This is a genomic window from Thiococcus pfennigii (genome assembly GCF_016583835.1).
Classification (GTDB): Bacteria; Pseudomonadota; Gammaproteobacteria; order Chromatiales; family Chromatiaceae; genus Thiococcus; species Thiococcus pfennigii.
The window spans coordinates 19,532-42,058 of record NZ_NRRW01000032.1 but is presented as its reverse complement, the minus strand read 5'-3'; the positions used below and the strand labels follow the sequence as shown (position 1 = coordinate 42,058).

Annotated in this window: 21 protein-coding genes, 1 tRNA gene and 1 pseudogene; 6 read left to right on the top strand and 17 right to left on the bottom strand. The window is 66.7% G+C overall.

The genetic code is table 11. The annotated features are described in order from the left end of the window. The first annotated feature begins 577 nt into the window (after positions 1–577). The gene (locus CKO41_RS11570) at positions 578–1,105 is read left to right on the top strand and encodes a superoxide dismutase family protein (protein WP_200382348.1); all 528 of its coding nucleotides are present in this window, start codon (positions 578–580) and stop codon (positions 1,103–1,105) included. Between the two features lie 45 nt (positions 1,106–1,150). Beyond that, positions 1,151–1,753, top strand: coding sequence for a superoxide dismutase (locus CKO41_RS11565; RefSeq protein WP_200382347.1), 603 nt, complete (start codon positions 1,151–1,153; stop codon positions 1,751–1,753). Between the two features lie 185 nt (positions 1,754–1,938). On the opposite strand, the gene CKO41_RS11560 is transcribed toward CKO41_RS11565, so the two are convergent. The 4 genes and pseudogenes from CKO41_RS11560 to CKO41_RS18680 form a co-directional block, all read right to left on the bottom strand. Then, complete coding sequence (locus CKO41_RS11560; RefSeq protein WP_200382346.1) at positions 1,939–2,766, bottom strand: hypothetical protein; 828 nt, start codon at positions 2,764–2,766, stop codon at positions 1,939–1,941. Between the two features lie 122 nt (positions 2,767–2,888). After that, the gene (locus tag CKO41_RS11555) at positions 2,889–3,452 is read right to left on the bottom strand and encodes a type 1 glutamine amidotransferase domain-containing protein (RefSeq protein ID WP_242464281.1); all 564 of its coding nucleotides are present in this window, start codon (positions 3,450–3,452) and stop codon (positions 2,889–2,891) included. A gap of 71 nt (positions 3,453–3,523) precedes the next feature. Then, positions 3,524–3,796: pseudogene (locus CKO41_RS18685) on the bottom strand (ferredoxin reductase domain-containing protein); the annotation flags it as partial. Between the two features lie 23 nt (positions 3,797–3,819). Beyond that, on the bottom strand, positions 3,820–4,188 hold the full coding sequence (locus CKO41_RS18680; RefSeq protein WP_242464280.1) for a ferredoxin reductase domain-containing protein: 369 nt from the start codon (positions 4,186–4,188) through the stop codon (positions 3,820–3,822). Between the two features lie 516 nt (positions 4,189–4,704). Between CKO41_RS18680 and CKO41_RS11545 the strand changes: the two genes are divergently transcribed. Then, a complete protein-coding gene (locus tag CKO41_RS11545) occupies positions 4,705–5,124 on the top strand; it encodes a CBS domain-containing protein (RefSeq protein WP_200382345.1) in 420 nt (139 codons plus the stop codon). A gap of 187 nt (positions 5,125–5,311) precedes the next feature. Here CKO41_RS11545 and CKO41_RS11540 read toward each other — a convergent pair whose 3' ends face one another. From CKO41_RS11540 to CKO41_RS11525, 4 genes are read right to left on the bottom strand one after another with little or no spacing between them, the layout of a single operon-like run. Next, positions 5,312–7,180, bottom strand: a complete 1,869-nt coding sequence (locus tag CKO41_RS11540) for an acetyl-CoA hydrolase/transferase C-terminal domain-containing protein (protein ID WP_200382344.1) — start codon at positions 7,178–7,180, stop codon at positions 5,312–5,314. Between the two features lie 25 nt (positions 7,181–7,205). Then, a complete protein-coding gene (locus CKO41_RS11535; RefSeq protein WP_200382343.1) occupies positions 7,206–9,293 on the bottom strand; it encodes a 3-hydroxyacyl-CoA dehydrogenase NAD-binding domain-containing protein in 2,088 nt (695 codons plus the stop codon). A gap of 13 nt (positions 9,294–9,306) precedes the next feature. After that, on the bottom strand, positions 9,307–10,626 hold the full coding sequence (locus CKO41_RS11530; protein WP_338115572.1) for an acetyl-CoA C-acetyltransferase: 1,320 nt from the start codon (positions 10,624–10,626) through the stop codon (positions 9,307–9,309). Between the two features lie 19 nt (positions 10,627–10,645). Continuing rightward, on the bottom strand, positions 10,646–12,853 hold the full coding sequence (locus CKO41_RS11525; RefSeq protein WP_200382341.1) for an acyl-CoA dehydrogenase: 2,208 nt from the start codon (positions 12,851–12,853) through the stop codon (positions 10,646–10,648). A 745-nt stretch (positions 12,854–13,598) separates the two neighbouring features. Here CKO41_RS11525 and CKO41_RS11520 point away from each other — a divergent pair. Together CKO41_RS11520 and CKO41_RS18940 are read left to right on the top strand one after the other, a co-directional pair. After that, positions 13,599–13,751, top strand: coding sequence for a hypothetical protein (locus CKO41_RS11520; RefSeq protein ID WP_200382340.1), 153 nt, complete (start codon positions 13,599–13,601; stop codon positions 13,749–13,751). Next, a complete protein-coding gene (locus CKO41_RS18940; RefSeq protein WP_276568941.1) occupies positions 13,748–13,879 on the top strand; it encodes a hypothetical protein in 132 nt (43 codons plus the stop codon). Before CKO41_RS11520 ends, CKO41_RS18940 begins: the two co-directional genes overlap by 4 nt. A gap of 76 nt (positions 13,880–13,955) precedes the next feature. Here the strand turns inward: CKO41_RS18940 and CKO41_RS11515 are convergent, their stop codons facing one another. Next, positions 13,956–14,510, bottom strand: coding sequence for a cytochrome P460 family protein (locus tag CKO41_RS11515; RefSeq protein WP_200382338.1), 555 nt, complete (start codon positions 14,508–14,510; stop codon positions 13,956–13,958). 370 nt (positions 14,511–14,880) lie between these two features. Between CKO41_RS11515 and CKO41_RS11510 the strand changes: the two genes are divergently transcribed. After that, on the top strand, positions 14,881–16,080 hold the full coding sequence (locus CKO41_RS11510; RefSeq protein ID WP_200382336.1) for an Acg family FMN-binding oxidoreductase: 1,200 nt from the start codon (positions 14,881–14,883) through the stop codon (positions 16,078–16,080). Positions 16,081–16,198: 118 nt separating this feature from the next. Here the strand turns inward: CKO41_RS11510 and wrbA are convergent, their stop codons facing one another. The 8 genes from wrbA to ispH all read right to left on the bottom strand — a co-directional run bounded on the left by wrbA (position 16,199) and on the right by ispH (position 22,453). After that, positions 16,199–16,816, bottom strand: a complete 618-nt coding sequence (gene wrbA, locus CKO41_RS11505; protein WP_200382334.1) for an NAD(P)H:quinone oxidoreductase — start codon at positions 16,814–16,816, stop codon at positions 16,199–16,201. 328 nt (positions 16,817–17,144) lie between these two features. After that, on the bottom strand, positions 17,145–17,786 hold the full coding sequence (locus CKO41_RS11500; protein WP_200382332.1) for a DUF5666 domain-containing protein: 642 nt from the start codon (positions 17,784–17,786) through the stop codon (positions 17,145–17,147). 236 nt (positions 17,787–18,022) lie between these two features. Beyond that, positions 18,023–18,484: an AAA family ATPase gene (locus tag CKO41_RS11495; RefSeq protein ID WP_200382331.1), complete on the bottom strand. Its 462-nt coding sequence runs from the start codon at positions 18,482–18,484 to the stop codon at positions 18,023–18,025. Then, a complete protein-coding gene (locus CKO41_RS11490) occupies positions 18,481–19,524 on the bottom strand; it encodes a YqaJ viral recombinase family nuclease (RefSeq protein WP_200382330.1) in 1,044 nt (347 codons plus the stop codon). Before CKO41_RS11490 ends, CKO41_RS11495 begins: the two co-directional genes overlap by 4 nt. Before the next feature lie 81 nt (positions 19,525–19,605). Continuing rightward, complete coding sequence (locus CKO41_RS18935; protein WP_276568940.1) at positions 19,606–19,737, bottom strand: hypothetical protein; 132 nt, start codon at positions 19,735–19,737, stop codon at positions 19,606–19,608. Positions 19,738–20,196: 459 nt separating this feature from the next. After that, positions 20,197–20,272: transfer RNA gene (locus tag CKO41_RS11485), tRNA-Thr, on the bottom strand. Positions 20,273–20,358: 86 nt separating this feature from the next. Further along, positions 20,359–21,453 carry a glycine oxidase ThiO gene (gene thiO, locus CKO41_RS11480; protein WP_200382329.1) on the bottom strand — a complete coding sequence of 365 codons (1,095 nt, stop codon included), beginning with the start codon at positions 21,451–21,453 and terminating at the stop codon, positions 20,359–20,361. Positions 21,454–21,502: 49 nt separating this feature from the next. After that, positions 21,503–22,453 (bottom strand): 4-hydroxy-3-methylbut-2-enyl diphosphate reductase, encoded by a 951-nt coding sequence (gene ispH, locus CKO41_RS11475; RefSeq protein WP_200382328.1) that lies wholly within the window; start codon positions 22,451–22,453, stop codon positions 21,503–21,505. Positions 22,454–22,527: the final 74 nt, after the last annotated feature.

Below are 22,527 nucleotides of genomic sequence, written 5' to 3'. Positions count from 1 at the left end.
CCAGCGTCATCGAGACCTGCCGCAAGCGTGGCGTCTCTCCTTGGCCGTACATCGCTGAGGTCATCGGCCAACGACGCCAAGGGTTGCCGGCACCGCCCCTACCAGCGCCCGCTATCTGACAGCACGCCCAACCCCCGGCAGGCCGTCCGAAGCGGGGGGGGGCTAAATGGTTACCCGTCGCGAAGGACTACAGCCTGAAGCTCGAGTTCGCCAGGGCGGACGGCAGCCATCTGAGCAACGTCGATGTCATTGTCAGCGATACGCACGGCCGGGCGGTCGCTACTGTGACGTCTTCTGGTCCATGGCTGTTGCTGGATCTGCCGGCCGGAGCGTATCGGATTCGGGCCAGTATCGAGCGGCGGCCGAGCTTCGAGCACGCCGTCGATGTCTCGGGCAGCGGAATGCAGGCGGTCGTCTTCGATCGTTGGGAGGCGGAGACAGATTCACTCTGATAGCGCGGCTGCTGGGCCAATAGCACCTAATCCAGGTGCAGATGCCCCGCTGCGAAGGGGACCGCGTAGCAGGTTCGCTACCTCGCCTGCGTCTCTGTCACCTTCAGCAACAGGAGAGATAGACGATGGTTATGAACGCCTTTGCACGGCGCGTCGCCATGATCGGTTGGCTCGCGTTGTCCGCTTGTCTCGCCACTAGCGCGGTGGCCGGCGATGGCATGGCCGGGGCGACGCTCCGGGATCCTGATGGCAATCAGGTTGGTACGGTGAGCCTGCGAGAGACCCCGAACGGTCTCCTGCTGCACGCGCGATTGGTCGGCCTGCCGCCGGGCACGCATGCCTTTCATCTGCACGAGACGGGCGTCTGCGAGCCGCCCTTCAAGTCGGCCGGTGGTCATTTCAACCCTGACGACAGCGCCCACGGATTTCTCGTCGAAGACGGGCCTCACGCCGGTGATATGCCCAATATCCATGTGCCCGACGGCGGGACACTGGAATTCGAAGTCCTGACGCTGGCCGCGGCGCTGAAGCCCGACCTGCTGGACGACGATGGTGCTGCCGTTGTCATCCACGAAGGCGCGGACGACTACGAGAGCCAGCCGAGCGGTGCAGCTGGACCGCGGATCGCCTGCGGCGTCATCGACGCCGACTGAGCAGGCGCTCGACCGCACTAACCCCAAACAAGCAGGAGTCCTCACATGACCCATCAGCTACCCGATCTGCCTTACGCCTATGATGCGCTCGCGCCGCACATATCGAGCGAGACATTGTCCCTGCATCACGACAAGCACCACGGGACCTATGTCAACAAGCTCAATGCCCTCATCGAGACAACCGAGTTTGCCGATAAGGCGCTGACCGAGATCGTTCGTTCGGCTTCGGGCGGCATCTTCAACAACGGCGCTCAGGCCTGGAATCACGCCTTCTTCTGGCACTGCCTCAGCCCGAACGGCGGCGGCAATCCAACGGGCGAACTCGCGAGCGCGATCGAGCGGGATTTCGGCAGCGTCGACGCCCTGCGCGATGAGATCTCGAACGCCTTGATGACGCTCTTCGGGTCTGGCTGGGTCTGGCTCGCCAGGGATAGCGACGGCAAGCTCAGCGTCGAGACTCGCAGCAATGCCGGTAATCCGCTGACCGACGACAAGACGCCCATTCTCACCTGCGACATGTGGGAGCACGCCTACTACGTCGACTACCGCAACGAGAAGAAGCGTTACGTCGACGCCTTCTGGGAGCTCGTGAACTGGGACTTCGCGGCAGAGAATCTGCGCCGCGACCGACCGTTCGACGTCGGTTAGGCGCCTCGCCGGCCAGGGATGGCCGACAGGCTTGCCCGGACCAGCCCGTCACGCAGATGAATCCTTGCCATCGATGGTTGCTGGCAACGACTCAACCGAGTAGTGGGCGGCACCGCTGCGTTGGTGCCGCCCCACGAGTTGTGCGATTCGGCTCGGTGGGCAGGGGCCCTGCAGCCGGCTCGAAGTCAGCGCCGGCGCTCGTGGAGACGCCCAGCACCCGCGGCCACCATCGCCGCCCAGAGCGGCATCAGCTCGGCAAACCCTTCACCGCCATGCCATAGTACGAGTCCGAGAGCGGCGGCTGCTGCCAAGAGCTGACCAAGTCTCAGTCGCATCGAGGAGAGTCGCTTCCCGGTCTCATCTGCCGGCGTTTCGACGCTGTCCGCATCGCGGACGGCTGGGTAGAGCGCGGCCGCAAGGAGGACGGCCAGCAGGGTTGTGGGCATCTGCGGTTCGAAAGGGCTGAGGTTTGGGCCGATGACAAGGATTGCGCCCGTCGCGAGCACTGCGGCGCCGACACCGATTGCCGCGCGCGACGGGCTCCCCGGTGCGGATAGCCCATCGAGGATCGAGGCGAGGCATGCAAGCGCCAGATAAAGCCAGACGCCGCCCAGCGCAATCCAGAATGTCAGGGCGAACAGGGCCAGGCCGTCGAGCGCGGTCGCGCCGCTGCCGGTGGTGCGGTTTACCACGCGGATCGTGAGCAGTATGGCGAAGAGGCCGGCAATGTCCGGCAGGCCGGTGATCGCGATTCCAAGCAGGGCAAGGCCGCTGGCCAGGAAGGCGATGCGCTCGCGATCCGGGTCGAGCTCGCGACACAGGGCCCAGGATAGAAAGACCGCGAGCGCGGCCAGGCTCGCCCAAGCGCCGGACGCGAGCCAGTCGCCGCTGATGGAGCCGCGCAGCAGCCAGCCGGCAGCGAGGATGGCGAGCGATGCAGCGCCGATCCAGCGATTGGTGGGGTAGGCAAGATCGAGCGGGCGGGCGAGACCTGAGAAACGGCGAAGGCTCATGGGTTAGGATCCTGTGCTGGCTCAGCGAAGGGCCGGCGACGAAGTCGACTTGCCCCGTGTGCGGACCATTTCATGCTGTCGAGGACAGAGCCATCTCGGACTTGCCCGGCGAGCCGCTCGGGCTAGGATTCCTCGAAAGCCGCACCTTGTCTATGGGCGATCCGGGCGATGATGGCGCGGCAGAAGTCCGGGAGATCTCCCGGGTGGCGGCTCGAGATCAGGTTTCCGTCGATCACCACGGCGCTGTCCTGCCACTGGGCGCCGGCATTGACCAGATCGTCGCGGATGGCCTGGAAAGAGGTCACCCGCCGGCCCTTCACGATTCCGGCCGAGATCGGGACCCAGCCGGCATGGCAGATGAAGGCGATCGGCTTGTTCTCCCGGTCCATCGCGCGCACCAACTCCAGGACCGGCTCATGGCGGCGCAGGTGGTCTGGGGCGTAGCCACCCGGGATGATCAATCCATCGAACTCGCTCGACCGCACCATGCTGACCTCTGCATCCGGGTTGGCTGTCAATCCACGTTTCCCCTTGTAGACTTCCTGGCCGGCTCCCAATAAGCGCACTTGGGCACCGGCCTCGCGCATGCGGATCGCCGGATACCAGAGCTCCAGATCCTCGAACAGGTCTTCGACCAAGATTCCGATCTTTCGATTTGAAAGCTCAATCATATCGTGCTTCTCCATCTTGTGCGGCTCCTGCAATGGGGCGCAAACCCATCGCACGTTGTGCTCGGGCGGTTCACGATCGACGACTCCTAGCGCTCGTAGACGAGACGTTCGTCGGGCACTCCGAGGCCCGTCAATGCATCGTTCACGGCTTCGACGAAGGCATCGGGGCCGCAGACGTAGAAATATTGTCCCAGGTCGCCGATCTGCCCTTGGAGATAGGCCTTGTCGATGTGCCGGTCCTGCTGCCCCGCCGGTGGTCGACGCGTAAAGGTGAAATGCGCCCGGTCTTGTAGGTATTGGCGCAGCTCCAGGCCGCAGATCAGATCGGCTTCAGTCTTGCTGGAGAACAGCAGGCAGTGACCGTCAGGCGCCTTCTCGCTGGCTAGGCGGCGGAGGCTGGCGAGGAAGGGGTGATGCCCGCCCCGGCAGCGATGAACGTGCCAGGACCCTGGTAGGTGATCGTGCCGAAGGGCTCGCTGAGAGTCAGAGGCGCCCCGGCCTCTAAATCATGGAGGGCTGTCGTGAAGCCATCACTCTTCGGATGGCGCTTGATGGTCAGCTCGAGCAGCTGCTCACCCGGCAGGCAGGTCGGCGTGAAGGGCCGGGCCTCTCCTTGCCATGGCTCCTGCTCGATGGTCAGTTCGACCCCCTGGCCGGGCTCGAATGTGAAGCCATCGGGCCGCTCGATCACGAACCGGCGTGTATCGTGCGTAACAAATCCGCTCATCAGCAGCGTTGTGGTATGTGCCACTGGGTACCTCCGGCTGATCGGTTCTCGGTCGATGGGTGATTGGGACTTGGCAGCATGAGGCATGCCGCATCGGTGGGCCGCTGCAGCCCCACCAAAGCGGCTCGTCCTGGCCTCCAGCGGCCGAAATGCCCCTCGCAATCGGCTCATTGCACCCGCGGTAGCGCGACGCAATGCCAAACGCGGGTGTCGAAGCTTTCCACCCGGCGCAGCAGAATCATGTGGCATCGAATCTGCGTGCCCACGAGAGAGTGCCAGTCTCGGGCGTCCACCCAGATTCTGAGGGATCAGCCGGCAGTGACTGACGCTGGCGAGGAGCCCATTGCTCGCCGGTGGCATTCTCCGGGGGAAGGCTGCGCTCTGGCTTGGGCGAAAGACCAGCGATCAGACGCCCCGTCTGGCACGGTGAAGTAACGACTCGGCGTCTTCGGCCGTGGCTCCCGAGCGGAGCAACGACGATGGCGCTTCACATCGCCGAAGGCGACTTCCGCGAAGGCGAATGCTCGAGGAGGATGAACCATGCAAGTGCGCGAGATCATGACCCGAGGCGGCCATGTCATTGAGCATCGGGACTCTGTGCGACATGCGGCAGAGCTGATGCGTGACCACGACATCGGGATTCTCCCGGTGCTCGAGGAGAACCAGCTCACTGGTGCAGTGACAGACCGCGATATCACGATCAGGGCGGTTGCCGACGGCGCGTCGCTAGAGGACACGCCGGTCTCGGCGGTCATGAGCCGCGGAGTGCTGGTCGGCTACGAGGATGACGACGTCGAGACGGCGGCTGCAACGATGGAAGCACAGCAGGTGCGACGGCTGCTCGTAATGGACCGCAACGAACGGTTTGTCGGCATCCTCTCCGTCGGTGACCTGGCCCACCGGGGTGCAGATCAGTCGCTGACCGGCGAGGTCATGGAAAAGACCTCGATGCCGCAATGATGCCAGGCACGGGAGCAAAGACCCCGACCCAAAACCGAAGAAGTCATTCGTGATAGGTACTAGCCAGGCGTCGCCTCGGACTGACGATCTGTTGGTGTATCGAACGGAGAGCCTGCGCCTCGGGGGCGCAGGCATTGCATTGGCGAAGATCTTCGCCGCGCGACGCGGGTCGCGATCGGGGTGCCTGCTACGCGCTCGTCTCCGTCAGCGCCGCGTGCAGGAGCCGCCGATAGAGATGTTCCTTGAGGTTTCGGGGTTGGTGCAGCCCCATGCGCTCGAGACATACGGCCTGCTCATCGGTCGGCTTCCCGGCCAGCAGACCCTTCATGAGCAGGGAGCCGATTCCCATTCGGGTGCGCCCTTTCTGCTTGAGCAGCTCCAGGGCGGGCATAAGCCGCTGCTCTTCGGGCGTGAAGTCGGTGCCGAAGGGGAAGCGCGGCAGCAGGCCTTCGCCCGTCAGGGGCCTCAAGACCGCTTCGATGCGCTCCGGGGTGTTGCGTCGCTGCTCCTCGGGGATCTGGTAGCCCTGGGGGATCTTGCCGGCCTTCTTGGCCTGCGCGAGCAACCCGGGCTGGAAGCGCGAGTCGGCGATCGCGAGCATGGCGGCGATCGTCTCGACCTCGCTCTTGCCGCGCAGGTCGGCGACGCCATACTCGGTGACGACGATATCGCGCAGATGCCAAGGGATGGTCTCGTGGCCGTAGGCCCAGACGATGTTCGACACGGTCTGGCCGCGTGACTGGCGGGTGGCGTTGAGGGTCATGACCGAGCGCGCCCCGGCGAGGGCGAAGGCCTGGGCGACGAAGTTGTATTGCCCGCCGACGCCGCTGACGACGCCGCCGCCCTCGACCGCGTCGGAGACGATGGCGCCGCGCAGCGTCGCCTTCATCGCGCTGTTGATGAAGCGTGCTCCGACCCGGGCGGCCCGCTTGCCCTCCTCGTCGCCGAAGAGTTCGTTCGTGAAGCTCACGGCCATCATGCGAAAGCGTTGCCGCTCGGCCTTCGGCATCGCCCGCAGACGCTCGTAGAAGGCGCGGTCGTCGACGAAGAAGGCCCCGTGCAGCACCGCGCCGTCGACCTCGCGGCTCAGGATGCCCGCATCGTAGAGCGGCAGGAAGCCGCTGACGAACATCTCGCTGTTCGCATAGAGCCCCGCCTCGAGGGGTCCGTCCTCGTAGAGATCGCCCGAGTCCGTCTTCGGCCACCGTTGGTGCAGATCGCGAAAGCGGTCATTGCGCTGGTGACGCAGCAGCAGGGCCTGGACGATGGCATCGCCGATGGAGCCGATGCCGATCTGGATGGTGCCGCCGTCGCGGACCAGCCGCGCCGCATGGAGCCCGATCGCATAATCGGCCAGGCCGACCGGGCGCTTGGGTGCCACGAAGAGCTCGAACTCGCAGGCGGTTCCATCGAGCAGCAGATCAAGCTCGTCGCGATCGAAGACGGCATCGCCATACATGAACGGCAGCTCGGCATTGCTCTGTCCGGCGAAGACGAAGTCCACCTCGCCGCGTCGGCGCAGGCGCAGCAGGTCGGCGGTCACGTCCGGATTGCAGCTCAGGCTGAACTTCCGGCCTTCGCCGTCCTCCGGCGGGGCGACGAGCTGGGCGACGACGTTGAGCCCCCGCTCGCGCAGGTAGGAGAGGGCGTGCGTGAAGTTGGCCGAGATGAAGGCCTGCTGCATCTGCGGCACCTCGAGCCATTGCCCGGCCAGCAGGAAGAATTCGTGTACCCGGATGTTCTCGGGCAGCGTCCCCTGGCGGAGCCGTTCGACGTACCTCAGCCCAGGGTAGGCGCCGAACAGTCGATCCGCCGCCGGACCCAGGAAGCGCCGCTTGATCTCGCTGTTCAACGCGGGCCTCTCCAACGAGAGCGCCGTGAAGATCGTCAGCCGAATCGTGGGGTCGGCGCAGGCGCGATCGACCAGGGCATTGGCGATGTGGACCGCCTTGCCGAGGGCCAGCGGCAGCAACAGGACGATGTCGCGGCCGATGCGCGCGAGGATGGCCTCGGCGATGGCGTCGGCGTCCTGGTAGCGCTGGGGGTTCGAGGACATGGCGGCGGCGTGGTCTGCGATCCGATTAGAGCTTCGCCCAGCCCGGGTCCGGCTCGAAGCGGTTGCCGTGCGCCTTGGCGAGGCCCTCGAGGCGGCCGACGATCGCTTCGATCCCGCGCGCCCGCGCGTAGTGGATCGGTCCGCCGCGGAAGGGCGCGAAGCCGGTGGCGAAGATCAGGGCGCCGTCGATCAGGTCCGGGTCGTCGACCACGCCCTCGCGTCGGCATTCGACGCAGGCATCGAGCAGCGGCAGCATGAGCCGGTCGGTGATGTCGCCGGCGGGGGTAGGGACCCCCTTCTCCTTCTGCGGCTTGCCCTGTCTCCAGCGATAGAAGCCCTGTCCGCTCTTCCTGCCGAGCTCGCCGCGCTCGACCTTCCGCTCGAGCCAGTCCGGCAGCTCGGGCATCGGCTTGGCCACCGAGGCCGTCAGCATCCGCCCGACATCGAGGCAGATATCGAGCCCCACCTGATCGGCGAGCTCGATCGGCCCCATCGGCATCCCGAAATCGAGTGCCGCCTGGTCGACGGTCTCCTGCTTGACGCCCTCGCCAAGCAGCACCAAGGCCTCGAGCAGATAGGGCATGAGCGCGCGGTTGACGAGAAAGCCCGGATAGCTGGCGACCGGCACGGGCAGCTTGCCGATGCGGTTGCAGAAGGCCCGCAGCGCATCGACGGTCGTGGCGTCGGTGCCATCGTGGCGGACGACCTCGACGACCAGCATCTTCGCCACCGGATTGAAGAAGTGCAGCCCTGCGAACTGCGCGGGCCGGGTGACGTGCTCGCGGAGGGCCTCGAGGGGGATGCTTGAGGTGTTGCTCGCCAGGATGGCGTCCTCGCGCATCCGCTTGCCGACCGTCTCGTAGACCTTCTGCTTGATCTCGATCGATTCGGGCACCGCCTCGATGATCAGATCGGCCCAGGCGATACCGGCGTTGTCGAGGTCGGGCACCAGCCGATCGAGGGCGTCGCGCGTCTCGATCGAGCTCCTGTGCTCGCTGCGGCAAAGGCGCTCGGTGCTGCGCACGGCGGCGCCGAGCGGGTCCGGGCTCATGTCGGAGAGGCTCGTGCGCAGCCCTTGCAGCGCGCACCAGCCGGCGATGTCGGCGCCCATCTCGCCGGCCCCGATCACGTGCACGTGGCGGATGCCGGATGCCTCGTCGCCCAGGGCCTTCATCTTCTGGCGCAGCGAGAAGACCCGGATCAGGTTGCGCGCGGTGTCCGTGCTCAGGAGCTTGCCGAAGGAGGCGCTCTCGTTCTCCCGCATCTGCTCGGTGTCCTGGCCCTGGTGCTGCCACAGGTCGATCAGGGCATAGGGGGCAGGGTAGTGCTCTGGCGGGGCCTTCGCCCTGGTCATCGCGCGCATCCTGCCGGCGGCGAGGCGGCGCACCGGATCGAGACCGAGGGCCCACCGCTTCCACGGGTGTCCCTTGGCGCTCAGCTGCCCGCCGACGGCTGCAGCGACCGCGGCGTGCATGTGACGCGGCTCGACCAGGTCGGCGACCAGCCCGATGGCGCGGTTCTTCTCCCCATAGATGGTCTTGCCGGTCAGCATGGCCGTCATCGCCGCGACCGGATCGAGTGTCCGCGTCGCGCGAAAGGTGCCGCCGAGCCCCGGGTGCAGGCCGATCTTGACCTCCGGGAAGCCCGTTTGCAGGCCGGCGAGGCCGATGCGCTGGTCGCAGGCCAGCGCGAGCTCGAGGCCGCCGCCGAGGCAATGGCCGTGGATCACGGCGACGGTCGGGAGCGCGAGCCCCTCGAGCCGATCGAGGACCGCATGGCCGCGCTTTAGCAGGTCGGCCAGCTCTTGCGGGTCCTCGATCGCAGCGAAGGCCTCGATATCGCCGCCGGCGCAGAAGCCGTGTGCCTTCGACGAGCGGATCACGAGCGCCCTTGGCGGTTCGGCCTCGATCTCGTCCAAGAGCCTGTCGAGCTCGCCCAGCGTGGTCGACGAGATGGTGTTGACGCTCGAGCGCGCCTGGTCGAAGACGAGCCATGCGAACCCGTCGCCGTCGGTCGCGAGGCGCCAGTTCTCCACCCCGGTGACCGAGCCTTCGGCGCGCCGCTCCCGGCGCTCCCTGTGGTCCTCGACCCTCTGCAAGATCGTGCTCGTCATCGGCCGCTGCCCCTCATGTCCGCTCGATCAGCATCGCGCCGCCTTGCCCGCCGCCGATGCATTCGCTGGCGATGCCCCGGTGCCCCCCGAGCCGCTGCAAGGCGCGCGCGAGGTGCAGCACGATCCGGTTGCCGCTCGCGCCTACCGGGTGGCCGAGGCTGATGGCGCCGCCGTCGACGTTGAGCCGATCTTGGGCGGGCGCGCCGAGCGGCGCCTCGAGCCCGAGGAGCTCCCGGGAGAGCTCCTCGCTGTCCCAGACCGCGAGACAGGCCAGCACCTGCGCGGCGAAGGCCTCGTTGATCTCCCAGAGATCGACGGCGTCCATCGCCAGCTCGTGGCGCCGCATGAGCGCCGTCGCGCAGAGGACCGGGGCGAGGCCCATGATCGATGGATCGAGGGCGCTCCAGCTCGAGTCGCGGATCACGGCCAGCGGCTCGAGGCCATGGCGCTCGAGCGCGGCCTCGGAGGCGACCAGCACCCAGGACGCCCCGTCGGTGATCTGCGAGGAATTCCCCGGCGTGACCTGGCCGTAGGGGCGCTCGAAGGCCGGCTTGAGCGTGGCGAGCTTCGCGACCGAGGTGTCCGGGCGGACGCCGTCGTCGGCCTCGTAGACCTTGCCGTCGCGGGCGAAGGCCGGCATCACCTCCCCGTGCAGCCAGCCCTCGTCCTGGGCGCGCTTGAGGCGGATGTGGCTCGCCACCGCATAGCGATCGGCCTCCTCGCGGGGGACGCCGAGTTCGAAGGCGAGCTTTTCGGCGGTCTGACCCATGTTCAGGTCGACGACCGGGTCGGTCAGGCCGCGGGCCAGCCCGACGACCGGCTCGAGGTAGCCCGGGCGGAATCCCGCCAAGGTCTTCGCCCTTTCCCTCAGCGAGCGCGCCTTGCGCAGCGAGGCGAGCCAGCGCACCGCGCTCTGGCGGACAAGGAGCGGTGCATGGCTCAGGGCCTCGGTGCCGCCGGCGAGGACCAGCTCGGCGGTGCCGTCGCGCACGTACTTGAACGCGGTATCGATGGACTGCATGCCCGAGCCGCAGTTGATCTGGACGGTGAAGGCCGGCGTGTCCGCGCCGAGGCCGAGACGCAGCGCCGCGATGCGTGCCGGGTTCATCTCCTCGGCTGGGACGTTCACGCAGCCGAGGATGACCAGATCGATGGCCTCGGCGCCGAAGGGTTGACGCAACAGCAAGGGCCGCCCGCACTGCACCGCGAGGTCCACCGGCGAGAAGGGGCCGGGCTCGCCGCGCGCCGCGATGAAGGGCGTGCGCGCGCCGTCGACGAGATAGACGGGGCGCCGCGCGCCGCGTTTGTCCGTGCTGTCGCTTCGGTCGTGCACTCTTGTGCTGCTCCTTGGATCAGCCGGCCAGCTCTGCGGGACTGAAATCATCCACCGCGAGCACCTCGGCCGTCAGCGATTGGGCCTCGCGCAGCTTGTCGGCCTCGTCCTGGCTCAATATGCCGATGGACACGGCCTGCTCGAGATCCTCGAGGCCCGCCCGCTTCAGACGCTTCGCGAGCTCGGCGGTAGCGATGACGGCCTGGAACGCCTTCTCCAAGGTGTGAACGGCATCGCCCTCGTTGCCCGGGTGCAGCCCCGCCGTGAGCCGATCGCGTGTCGGGGAGGAATCCAAGACAAGCGCGGCGCAGGCCCGCGTGCAGGCATCGGATGGCCCGGGTGCGCGGGCGCCAAAGGGCATGGCGAAGAGGCGCACCAGCCACGCGGCCGGGCGCGAAGGGAGGTTGCGCAGGACGGCCTCGTAGCGCTGCTCGATGAGCCGACAGCCCTCCTGCATGCAGTAGTCGACGAGCGGCAGGTCATCGCGCTGCGCACCATCGTCCTCCCAGCGCTTGAGCACGGCCGAGAGGAAGTAGAGCTTCGCCAGGATGTCGCCGAGGCGCGCCGAGAGCATCTCCTTGCGCAGCAGTCGCCCGCCCAGCGTGATCAAAGCCGCCTCGGCGAGCAGCGTGAAGGCCGCGGCATGCCGCCCGAGCTGCTTGTAGTGGCCGCGCAGCTCCCGGGGGGCAGCCGCCGGTGCCGGCGCAGCCGCACCGCCGCTCCACCCGTACAGCCAGGCGCGGCCGAGCGTCTTGAGGACATGCGCGGCATGCCTCCAAAAGGCCTGATCGAACGCATCCAAGGCCTTGCGCGGATCGGGGTCCTCGAGCGCCAGGATCTCCTCGAGCAGGTGAGGGTGGCAGCGAATCGACCCCTGGCCGAACACGATCATGTTCCGGGTCAGGATGTTGGCGCCTTCGACCGTGATGGCGATCGGGGCGCTTCGGTGGAGGTTGCCGAGGTAGTTCCGCGGGCCGTCCATGATCGCCTTACCGGCATGGACGTCCATCGCGTCGTTGACCGAGGTGCGCATCATCTCGGTCGCCTGGGCCTTCATCATCGCCGAGATCACGGCCGGCTTGTGGCCGAGATCGAGCCCGGCGCAGGTCAGGGCCCGCGCGGCATCGACCTCGTAGGCCGTCGCCGCCATGCGCCCGAGCCGATTCTGGATCCCCTCGAACTTGCCGATCGGGATCCCGAACTGCTCGCGCACCCGGGCGTAGGCCCCGGCCGTGCGCGCCGAGAAGGCCGCAGCGGAGGCCGACAACGACGGCAGGGAGATGCCGCGACCGGCGGCGAGCGCCGCCATCAGCATCCGCCAGCCGTGCCCGACCTGCTCTTCGCCGCCGATGACGTGATCGAGCGGGATGAAGACGTCGCGGCCCCGGTTGGGTCCGTTCTGGAAGCGCTGCTGGGCCGGGAGGTGGCGGCGCCCGATCTCGACGCCCTCGAGGTCCGTCGGTACCAGGGCCAGCGTGATCCCCAGCGCCTCCCCGCGGCCCAGGTGACCGTCCGGGTCGAAGAGCTTGAAGGCCAGACCGAGCACCGTCGCGATCGGACCGAGGGTGATGTAACGCTTGTGCCAGTTGAGCCGGATGCCGAGCACCGTCTGGCCCTGGTAGTCTCCCGTGCAGACGACCCCGTAATCGCTCATCGAGGCCGCATCCGAGCCCGCCTCGGGGCTCGTCAAGCCGAAGCAGGGGATCTCACGACCGTCGGCGAGTCGTGGGAGCCAGTACTCCTGTTGTGCATTCGTCCCGAAGTGAATGAGGAGTTCGCCGGGACCCAGGGAGTTCGGGACCATGACCGTTACCGCCGCGACCGAGGATCGACTGGCGATTGTTCTTACGACCTCGGAGGTTGCATAGGCTGAGAACGCCAGCCCCCCGAAGGCCTTCGGGATGATCATCGCGAAGAATCGCTGCTCTTTGAGAAAGGCCCAGACGCCCGGCGGCAGATCTCCGAGCTCCCAGTTGATCGTCCAGTCGTCGACCATGCCGCAGAGCGTTTCGACTGGCCCGTCGAGGAAGGCGCGCTCTTCGTCGGAGAGCGTCGCGCGTGGGACTTGTCGGAGCTTGGCCCAGTCCGGGTTGCCGGTGAAGAGGTCCGCGTCCCACCAGGTATCACCTGCAGCGAGGGCCTCGCGCTCGGTGTCGGAGAGCTTCGGCAGCACCCGCTTCGCCCATGCGAAGACGGGCCTGGTGAGGATGTCGCGTCGCAGTGCCATACCGACTTTGTTATCAAAGGGTGTGCCAACCGGGGTTGGGTCCGATGTGGCGGATCGCGGCGCGCGGCGGCAGGACCGCGAACGCCGCGCAGGTCGAAACGGGTGCCCCGCAAGCCCTTCAAGATATCCGCAGGCAGCTCGGGCAGGACGCGTCTGGTGGGCACATCGATTGGTTCCAACCCATCGTTAGGAGGTGCAATACCCCCGTTGGTCGCGTCAAATGAACCGGCCACTGGAGGGCAATCCCGCGTCGCCGGGCCTATGACGGCGCGCTCGCTACCCGCAGACGGCGTCGTAGGAGGCAAACAGCTGGCCCAGTCCGTCGAGTCCAGCGGGTTCCAGTCCAGCGGGTTCCAGGTACAGGGTTGCTCAGGCGGAAATCTGCGGCCGGCTCGAGCAGTCTTCCGTCGACGACGGCGGCAAATGGATCGTCGCCCAGCACGCGGTGGGCCTGGGTCAGATACAGGCGATGCAGTGCCCGGTCGGATGCCGCTTGTGATGATCGTCTTAACAGCGCATCCGCAATGGCGACAAGCCCCAGTGGCTCCTCATCAAGGTGGGCGATGACGAGGCCGACGCGCGGCGCCGCCCGATCAGCACCGAGCCCCGGTCGATCAAGACCGGCCGGGATCTCGACGAGATTGCCGCGCAGGAGGACGACTGAGCACGTCCTGGCGGCACGACCTGACCGAGAAAGAGCAGCGCGCCCCCGAAGAAGGAGTCGGTGTCGCAATGGCGCGCTCCAATGCTGGCGTCGCTCACGCACGACCATTTCTCCGACCCGGACTGGCTCTACTTCGACATCCTGCATCTGGACGGCTTCGACGACGCGACGCTCGCCTCCCTGTGCGCGAGGATGGACAAGCTCGAGCGCGAGCGGTTGAAGGAGGTCCAATGAGCAATACCCAAATCGACCGCTACGAGATCGAGCCCAAGCACCTCGACAAGGTCTTCTTCCCCGATGCGGGGATCACCAAGGGCGACTTTGCGTCGCGTGCTACTGCGAGGTCGCCGACTTCATGTTGACGCATCGAGAGGCGCGTCCGCCGTCGTCAGCCGCGCAATCCGCGCCATGTCGCGTTCGGAAGCGGATGATTTTCTGTCAACGGGACGCGTCTCCCGTTTCGGTAGCCGGCACCGTGGAGAGCTCGCCGACGCTGAGCGGCTGAGAAAAGACATAATCCCTCTGCTCGACCTGGGTGTGGCACTCGAAGCAGTCCTTGACGACATCGATATCCATCGCCTTGCCGTCAGCGCCATACATCGCGAACTGCCAGCCGCCGGTGGCCTCGGCGTCGGCGACCTTGCGCATCAGCGTGATGGCTTGCGCGTCGCCCTCATTCATCGTGCCGTCGCCTTTCTCGACCCCATACACCAGGCCGATAAACTCGCTGCCCTCCGGGTAGGGGCCTCCATGACGAAAGGCGTCGAGTCCGACGCGGTTCACGTAGAACTCGTGCATCCCGAATAGTGGATTTTCTTGGTCATGGACGATGAAGGCGTTCACGAAGCGGTAGTCCGCGAGGCTTTTCGGCAGCGCTGGCTGGTCCTCGGCCGTCGCCGGCCCCGTCATGCCGAGGCTGCAGCAGAGGAGGGCGGCGAGCGCAGTGGCGAGCGGGCCGGACAGTGCGTTACGGGTATCCAGGGTCGATGTCATGCGCATTCTTGCCTCCGGTTTTGGACAAAGGATCGGGATGCGGTCCAGTCCCCTGCCATCAGGAAGTGTGCCATCGGTAGCCCCTGCGGCGTGAAGTCGCTGATCGTCGCGAGCGTCAGCCCATACCCGTGCGTGTACTCGAGCCCGCGGTCTCTCGATCAGCGATAGTGGCCCTTATGCACGAGGTGGTAGATCTTGATGGGCAGGTCGGTGTCTATGAGCGTCCTGTTATCTCGCGATCGCGCCGCAGCCCTGGTCCCGTGCGACGACCTCGTCGCCGGCGTCATGCGCAAGTGCCGCGAGGCGCGTGCCTTTTCAACCGCTTATTGGCGCAAAAGAACCTTGGCGCAGGACATCGCGCTCCGCGCCCTTGGCAGACACGGCCAGCGACTTCTTGGTTGAACGCCTGCACGACCGGGGCATTCGGCGGATCTATGGCTTCCCCGGCGATGGCATCAATGGTGAAGTGCCGGGTGATCAATGGCAGAAAGAGGGGGACGGAGGCATGGCTCAAGACGCCGCCACACCTTGGCACGTCGAGGCGTCCAGATACCCGGCAACCGGCCCGGATATCGACAAATATCGTTTTCTGTTGCGCTATGCGATCCTGGCACCTTCCAGCCACAACACGCAGCCTTGGCTCTTTCGGGTTTACGACGACCATCTCGAGGTCATCGCCGATCGTTCTCGTGCGCTCCCGGTTGTCGATCCGATAGATCGTGAGCTGGTCATTTCCTGCGGTGGTGCGATCGGGATGATACGGGCCTCCTTGCTTCGCTTCGGCTACTCGGGTGACATCGAGCTCTTGCCCGACAGCGCCGACAAAGACTTGCTGGCACGAGTCAAGCTTGGGTCCCCTCACGAGCCGACACTTGCAGATCAGGCTCGCTTCGCAGCGATCAGTAGAAGACGATCGACTCGACGCAAGTTCGAGGATGAGCCGCTGCCACCCGGGCTTGCAGAAGAGCTCGGAGAACTTGCCCAGCTCGACGAGCTCGAGTTGGCGGTCATCACGGGATCCGAAGCAAAATCGGATGTCGCTGAGCTCGTCGCGGAAGCCGACAGGGAGCAGCACAAGGATCCCGACTTTCGCAAGGAGCTCTCTGAATGGTTGAGCTCTCGACGAACGTCGTCCCGGGATGGCATGTCGCTCGCTTCGTTTGGCGCACCGGACATTCTGTCGAGTGTCGGCGGCTTCATCATCCGCACTCTTGACGTTGGGCGTCGGGTCGCGGCAAATGACAAGCGGCTTGCTTCCAATTCCCCAGCCCTCGTCGTGATTGCAACCCGCGACGACAGCCCGCGCGACTGGCTGGCCGCTGGCATGATGCACGTGACCGCCCTGCTGGCTGTCACCGCACGTGGGCTCACGGCCGCCTATCTCAACCAACCGATCGAGTTGGCGAAGTTTCGTGCCCGGCTCAAAGGCTTGGCAGGGGTCTCAGGTGTTCCGCAACTTCTGTTTCGAATCGGGCGTGGTCCAGAGGTGAAACCTTCCGTGCGCCGTGATTTGGAGGAAGTACTAGTGCGCCCACCTCGGGCTAGAGTGAAATCCTATGCCCAGAGTTGACATCCTGGCACCTGTTCGCATCTCTAGTCCTGTCTGCGTCCTGCCCCTCTCCGCTAGCACCGGGCACCCCTAGCGCAACGTGCCCATGAAGATGCCCGAGGGCATTTCCAGCGGCCGGTCATTGCGCCCGCGCCCGGGCGAGCCAATGCGTGATCTGTCCCACATGACGGCCTTGGAACCGCGCAATCGCCAACTCGTTGGCGGACGGCTGGCGACTGCCGTCGCCATCGGCCATGGTGCTGGCACCATAGGGAGTGCCGCCGCTGATCTCGTCCATCGTCAGGAGTTCGCGGCAAGAGTAGGGCACGCCAACGATCACCATGCCGAGGTGCAGCAGGTTGGTATGGAAGGAGGTCAAGGTGGTCTCCTGTCCTCCGTGCTGCGAGGCCGTCGACGTGAAGACGCTACCGACCTTGCCAATCAGGCTCCCCTGGAGCCAATGGCTCCCGGTTTGATCTAGGAACGTGCGCATCTGCGCGCACATGTTCCCGTAGCGCGTCGGGGTGCCGAAGATCAGGCCTTCGTAACTCGAGAGCTCCTCCGGCTTCGCGATCGGCGCGGCCTGATCGAGCTTGGCCCCGGCGGCGCGGGCGACGTCCTCGCCCATGGTCTCGGGCACGCGCTTCAAGCTCACCTCGAGACCTTCGACCTCCCGGGCGCCATCGGCCACCGTCTCCGCCATCTTCTCCACATGGCCATACATGCTGTAGTAGAGCACGAGCAGTTTCACTGTCATCTCCTGTCTCCCCTGCAGTTCTTGCTGACGGGGTCACCGCGTGGCGCGTTTTTCCTAACCGCCGCGCAAGCGGCTGACTGCCCGCCTTTGGCAACAGATGCGGGTGCGTTTGGGCACGGCCGATGTGTTATCTCCAGGTCATTCCTCTCCGGGGGAAGGCGATCATCAGCAGCAGCTCATGCGATCGATTCGCTGTCGACGGGATCCCCGGCTCTGGAGCCGGGGCGGCCCGGATTTGGTGGGGGCGTGGGTTTTCCCCCAGCCAGTCGGGCCTTCTGCCCCGTCTTCGTGGGCGGTGCAGACCTCTGAGGGCCTTCCCTTGCGGGCGTCAAGAGCCGGACCTGGTCAGCGTGACGACCGCCTCGGCGACGAGCTTTCGTCCCTCGAAGAAATCTTTGTCCATGTCGCCCGCAACGCTGACGCGGTCTCCGACCTCTATCTGCTGATACCCCTCTTCGTCGAGCGGATTGATAGGCAGCTCGTCGACGTCTACCGTGAGGCTGCGCAGACCCGTATCCACGGTGAATTCCTCGTCGCCTACCTTGGTGACTTTGCCCTGCACGACGATGTTCGAAACGATGACGGGTGTCGTGACGGTCACGAAGGTATCTTCCTCGTCGACCGATGAGGCGTAGAAATAGGTCTTGATGGTTTCGACATAGACGCTGCTCGCCTCGATGGTCGTGGTCTCGAATAGGTCATCGTCGATGATTCCGTTGACGGTTACCTGGTCGCCGCGGACGAGCTTGTAGGCGTCGGCGTCACGGTCCCCATCGTCCATCTCGACGGCGACGATCCCGTCCCCGTAATCGAGGGTAAAGCTGTCGGCGGTAACCGTCTCGACCCTGCCACTGACGCTGATCCAGGTGTTGTCCGGCTGCTCATACGGGTCCAGGGCCATCGCGGCCGGCGCGGCCAACAGAAACACGATCGGAATCACTCGATAGCTGCTCGAGATCTTGGGCTGCATCGGTGTTGCCTCCTTGGTATCTTGGTGGGTGTATCGATCTGCTCGGTCGGCCCTCCGCACGAGCGCGGGGCCGTCTAGTCGAATTCGTCAGCACTTGTCGTGCCACGGCACTCGCGGTACCTCCCCGACCCTCGGACAGATCGGCCATGTATCGGCAGGGCAAGCGGGCTTCTCCGACATTGCCGCAAGGCCTGGATTCCTGTGGCTCGTCGACCGGAACTTGGCATGCGGGCGGATCACCAAGGGCGCCCCTCGACGATCTCGTTCACGCCCGCGAGCTCGGCGGCGTCCATGACGTCCATCTCGTCGAGCACCAGGAGATGCCCATCGCGCGCCGCCACCGCCAGGGGGCCGTGCACGAAGCGGGCCTCGCCCTCGATCAGCAGGAATTGCCCGACCAGATCGGTCAGCTCCATGCGCCCGTGGCAGGTCACCTCCTGCACCGGCCAGTTGAGCCGCGCGGCGACCTGCGGCACCAGCGAGGTCTTGCCAGACCCGGTGGGGTCGGTCAGGAGCAGGGCATTCCCGGCCGGCTCGGCGAGGAAGGCCAGCACATCGCGCCGCGGCTCCCGGAAGACATAGGGTTTCTTCGCCGGGATCTGCGGGTGGGTCGTGTCGGTCAAGCCCTCGACGCTCAGGCCCCGCGGGGCCTTCACCTCGAAGGTCTCGGCGATGAGGAAACGGTTGGTCTGGGTCATTGGTGTCTCCTGGGGTTTGGCCCTGAGGGAGACGCCGTGCCCCGGCGGGGAGCGGCGTCCCTGGGGGGCTCGAAGTTCCGGCCTGTGCCGGGGATCGTGGCGGCCGCCTCATCGAGGGCCGTGACGCGTACCCGCTCGGCGCTTTTGCGCCGATAGGTCTCCAGCACCGCCGCATCGAGGTCGGGCATCAGCCCCTGGAGCGCCTTGCCATAGTCGATGGCGCCCTTCTGCTGGAAGCGCATCACCTTGAGCCCCGCCGCCTCGGCGGGGAGGAAGTCGCCCATCATCGCGACGAGCGCGGCCTCGAGCCGGTCCAGCTCTTCTTTCGATTCCTTGAGCCGCGCCTCGAGGCGCGCCTTCTCCCGCCGTCGGTCGCGGTAGTCGCCGGCCAGGATCGCCCAGTGATCGAGCGCCTCGCCGTCTGGGACGTAGAGGTCCCGGGCCGGATCGCGGGGTGGCTCCTGGCGCTTGGCGATGGCCTCCCAGAAGGCGAGGCAGCCTGGTATCAGTTCCCGGTCCAGAAAGGCCGCATCGCGCGTGACAGGAAACTCGAGCAGTCGGTCAGTTCCCCCGTAGAACACCAGCCAGCCGCGTTCGGCCTCGGCGACGAAGAGCTGGTGCTGGACCTGCGGCCAGTAGAGCTGGAAGGCCGGTGCCTCGGTCTGCTGGGCCGCGATCTCGGCGAAGGTGCGCGCGGACGGGACCTTGAGCTCGGCCGGGGCGCCATCGTCGGCGATCCCATCGAACGAGGCGCGCAGGACCGGGTGCGTGTCGGACTCCGCGCACAGGGGTAGCAGCAAGGTGCCGTGACGCGCCTCGAAGGCCTGGCGGGCGCTGTCCTCCTGGGCGACCCCGCGTTGCACATGGGGGTTGGCCGAGAGGTCCTCTTCGCGCGCGAGCCCGGTGCGCTCGGCCCACAGGCGCCAGGGTGTCTTGTACGGCGAACGCCCGAGCACGACGGCTGCCTCCGAGGCGGTGACGCCCCGGGCGCGCCAGGCTTTCCATTCAGCCGAGCGTTGGGTGACATCGATGATCTTCATGGTGTGGTGCTCCTCGCACGGCGGGGCGCACCACGCCCCCGCGGGGCGCAGGCGCCCCGGTGGGGTTGGGATCAGTGGGCCTCAGGCGGCCTGGCGTTGCGCGGCCTGGCGTTGGGCCGCGTCCTTGGCGTGGCCGAGTTCGGTCAGGGCATAGGCGAGGGCCTGGCCGCTGAAGCGCGACCGGCAGATGAAGGGGCTGCCCGCCGAGGACACGTTGACTCAGTGAGCCGTATTCAACGGTCTTGCGCCGAACGGCATGCCCATTCCCAGCCTCGTCGACTCTCGATCGACCTTTCGATCAGCATCGTAGCCTTGGCGACTATGTCGCCTTGCCCTTTCGAACCGGCGTGGGGTGGGCTCGCTCTCGTGAGGATCGCGTCGGTCGGTGGACTACGGGTCGAGTGTCCCGGTTCATCGGGCAAGGAGGGGCGGGACGAACCAATGGTGATCCGTGCAGGCCCCGTCAGTGGCGCCCGGGGCGCAGGACAATGGGCGGGGCGTCGAAGGCCGGGCGATGAGAACGAGCCGGGCCACGTTCCACCGGTGTTGGCCGTGGGGGTCGGCCGACCTTAGGCCGACATGATCCGCGGCTGGCGCAGGCCGAACGGCTACAGACGCCCTGCGGATGTGGCGACGGGGATGCGGTGTGTCAGCTCAAGCGATTGATTCTAATGGAGCCGATGGGCGGATTCGAACCGCCGACCTACTGATTACGAATCAGTTGCTCTACCAACTGAGCTACATCGGCCGAGGCGAGCGGCGAATTATAGGCGAAGCCATGTGTTGGCTCAATACCGAATCGGCGGTCCAGCACGGTCGTCGCCGGTCGTCGAGTCAGCGCGGGGCGTCGAGTCCATAGGGGGCGGGCGGGAGGATCGGCGCGCGCCCGAGGACGAGGTCGGCCATCAGGCGCGCCGAGGCTGGGGCCATGGTGAGGCCGTAGCGGAAGTGCCCGGCGTTGACGTAGAGGCCGGCGATGTTCGGGTGGGCGCCGATGTAGGGGATGCCGCTCGGCGAACTCGGGCGCAGCCCGGCCCAATGGGCGCCGATCGGCATGCGTCGCAGCATCGGGAACAGTGTCACGGCCTTCTCGTGGAGCAACTCCTTGGCCTCGGCCGTCGTCTCCTTGACGAAGCCGGTCTGCGCCAGGGTGCTCCCGAAGAGGATGTTGCCGTCGCGGCGCGGGATCGCGTAGTGGCTGCCGGCGAGCACGATCTGGCGCAGCAGGCCGGGGGAGGCGTGGAACAGCAGCATCTCGCCGCGCACGGGCGAGATCGCCGGTGGGTGGCCGAGTCGTTCGAGCAGGGTCGCGGTCCAGGCCCCGGCGCAGACGACGACCGTCTCGGCGCGGTGCACGTCGGTGCGCGTGCGCACGCCGGCGATCTGGTCATCGGCGATCAGTAGCTCGACGACCTCCTGGTGCTCGCAGACGCGTACAGGCCGATGGATGGCGCGCCGCACGGCCTTGACCAGGCGCGGATTGCGGATATGGGCGACCTCGGGTAGCCAGAGCGCGCGGGTGGCCTCGCGGGCGATCTCGGGCGCGGCGGTGCGCAGCGTCGCTTCGTCGAGGACCTCGATGGGCATCGCGTGCCCTCGTCCCCAGGACAGCGCTTCGGCAGCCTCCTCGATGTCGAGGATCAGCAGGCCGTCGCGGGAGTGTTCCGGGTCGATGCCGGTCTGCTCGATGAGTTCGGCGCAGAGCTCGGGATAGCGGAGCTGGCTCCATCGGACCAGGGCCGTGACCGGCTCGGCGTAGCGCCAGGGCCGCAGCGTGGAGAGGATGCCGCCACCGGCCCATGATGCCTCGCGCCCCGTGATGCCCATCTCGATCAGCGTGACCTCGGCGCCGGCCTGGGCCAGCTCGCGGGCCGTCAGCAGGCCGATGATGCCGCCGCCGACGACGATGATCCGACTCTCATTCCGCATTGGATCGCCGAAGGGAAGGGGACGGGGCGGGCGGCAATCCGGACGGCCGTCAGCGCGAGGGATTCGCGGGATCCGCGAGCTCGCGCGGCAGCGCGAAGACGACCTCCTCGCGCACGCCGTTCTGCTCGGTGATCGAGGTGGCACCCCAGGCCTCGAGCTGGGCGATGACCTGTTCGACGAGGATCTCCGGCGCGGATGCGCCGGCCGTCAGGCCGATCCTCGATGCCTCGGTGAGCCACTCGTGGCGAAGGTCCTCGGCGCCGTCGATCAGCTTGGCCGCGCAGCCGTGGCGCTCGGCCAGCTCGCGCAGGCGGTTGGAATTGGAGCTGTTCGGCGAGCCGACGACCAGGATCAGGTCGCAGCGCGTCGCCAGGTCGCGCACCGCGTCCTGGCGGTTCTGGGTCGCATAGCAGATGTCGCTCTTCTTCGGCCCCTGGATCGCCGGGAAGCGGGCGCGGAGCGCGGCGATGATCGCCGCCGCGTCGTCGACCGACAGGGTCGTCTGGGTCACGTAGGCGAGGCGCTGCGGATCGCGCACCTCGAGGCCGGCGACGTCGTCCGCGGTCTCGATCAGGTAGATGGCACCGCCGGCCGGGCACTGGCCGAGGGTGCCCTCGACCTCCGGGTGGCCGCGGTGGCCGATCAGGACTACCTCGACGCCGTTGCGGCAGTGGCGTGCCACCTCCAGGTGGACCTTGGTCACGAGCGGGCAGGTCGCGTCGAAGATGCGCAGCCCGCGCGCCTCGGCGGCCTCGCGCACCGCGGTGGCGACGCCGTGGGCGCTGAAGATCAGGGTCGCGCCGTCGGGGACCTCGCTCAGTTCCTCGATGAAGACCGCGCCGCGCTGGCGCAGCCCTTCGACGACGTAGCGGTTATGGACGACCTCGTGACGGACGTAGATCGGCGGGCCGTAGCGTTCGAGCACCTGCTCGACGATGGCGATGGCACGGTGCACGCCGGCGCAGAAGCCGCGTGGATTGGCGACGAGAATCGGTAGCATGGGCGCAGAGGATAGAGGATTCGACAGCGAGGGAACAAGTTTGCAAAACCTGCGGGTTTTCGATAGCTCGGGCG

Bases quoted from the DNA above. Each gene is read 5' to 3' on its own strand.
- CKO41_RS11570 (WP_200382348.1), top strand. From the start codon at position 578: ATGGTTATGAACGCCTTTGCACGGCGCGTCGCCATGATCGGTTGGCTC.
- CKO41_RS11565 (WP_200382347.1), top strand. From the start codon at position 1,151: ATGACCCATCAGCTACCCGATCTGCCTTACGCCTATGATGCGCTCGCG.
- CKO41_RS11560 (WP_200382346.1), bottom strand. From the start codon at position 2,766: ATGAGCCTTCGCCGTTTCTCAGGTCTCGCCCGCCCGCTCGATCTTGCC.
- CKO41_RS11555 (WP_242464281.1), bottom strand. From the start codon at position 3,452: ATGGAGAAGCACGATATGATTGAGCTTTCAAATCGAAAGATCGGAATC.
- CKO41_RS11545 (WP_200382345.1), top strand. From the start codon at position 4,705: ATGCAAGTGCGCGAGATCATGACCCGAGGCGGCCATGTCATTGAGCAT.
- CKO41_RS11540 (WP_200382344.1), bottom strand. From the start codon at position 7,180: ATGTCCTCGAACCCCCAGCGCTACCAGGACGCCGACGCCATCGCCGAG.
- CKO41_RS11535 (WP_200382343.1), bottom strand. From the start codon at position 9,293: ATGACGAGCACGATCTTGCAGAGGGTCGAGGACCACAGGGAGCGCCGG.
- CKO41_RS11525 (WP_200382341.1), bottom strand. From the start codon at position 12,853: ATGGCACTGCGACGCGACATCCTCACCAGGCCCGTCTTCGCATGGGCG.
- CKO41_RS11520 (WP_200382340.1), top strand. From the start codon at position 13,599: ATGCTGGCGTCGCTCACGCACGACCATTTCTCCGACCCGGACTGGCTC.
- CKO41_RS18940 (WP_276568941.1), top strand. From the start codon at position 13,748: ATGAGCAATACCCAAATCGACCGCTACGAGATCGAGCCCAAGCACCTC.
- CKO41_RS11515 (WP_200382338.1), bottom strand. From the start codon at position 14,510: ATGACATCGACCCTGGATACCCGTAACGCACTGTCCGGCCCGCTCGCC.
- wrbA (WP_200382334.1), bottom strand. From the start codon at position 16,816: ATGACAGTGAAACTGCTCGTGCTCTACTACAGCATGTATGGCCATGTG.
- CKO41_RS11500 (WP_200382332.1), bottom strand. From the start codon at position 17,786: ATGCAGCCCAAGATCTCGAGCAGCTATCGAGTGATTCCGATCGTGTTT.
- CKO41_RS11495 (WP_200382331.1), bottom strand. From the start codon at position 18,484: ATGACCCAGACCAACCGTTTCCTCATCGCCGAGACCTTCGAGGTGAAG.
- CKO41_RS11490 (WP_200382330.1), bottom strand. From the start codon at position 19,524: ATGAAGATCATCGATGTCACCCAACGCTCGGCTGAATGGAAAGCCTGG.
- thiO (WP_200382329.1), bottom strand. From the start codon at position 21,453: ATGCGGAATGAGAGTCGGATCATCGTCGTCGGCGGCGGCATCATCGGC.
- ispH (WP_200382328.1), bottom strand. From the start codon at position 22,453: ATGCTACCGATTCTCGTCGCCAATCCACGCGGCTTCTGCGCCGGCGTG.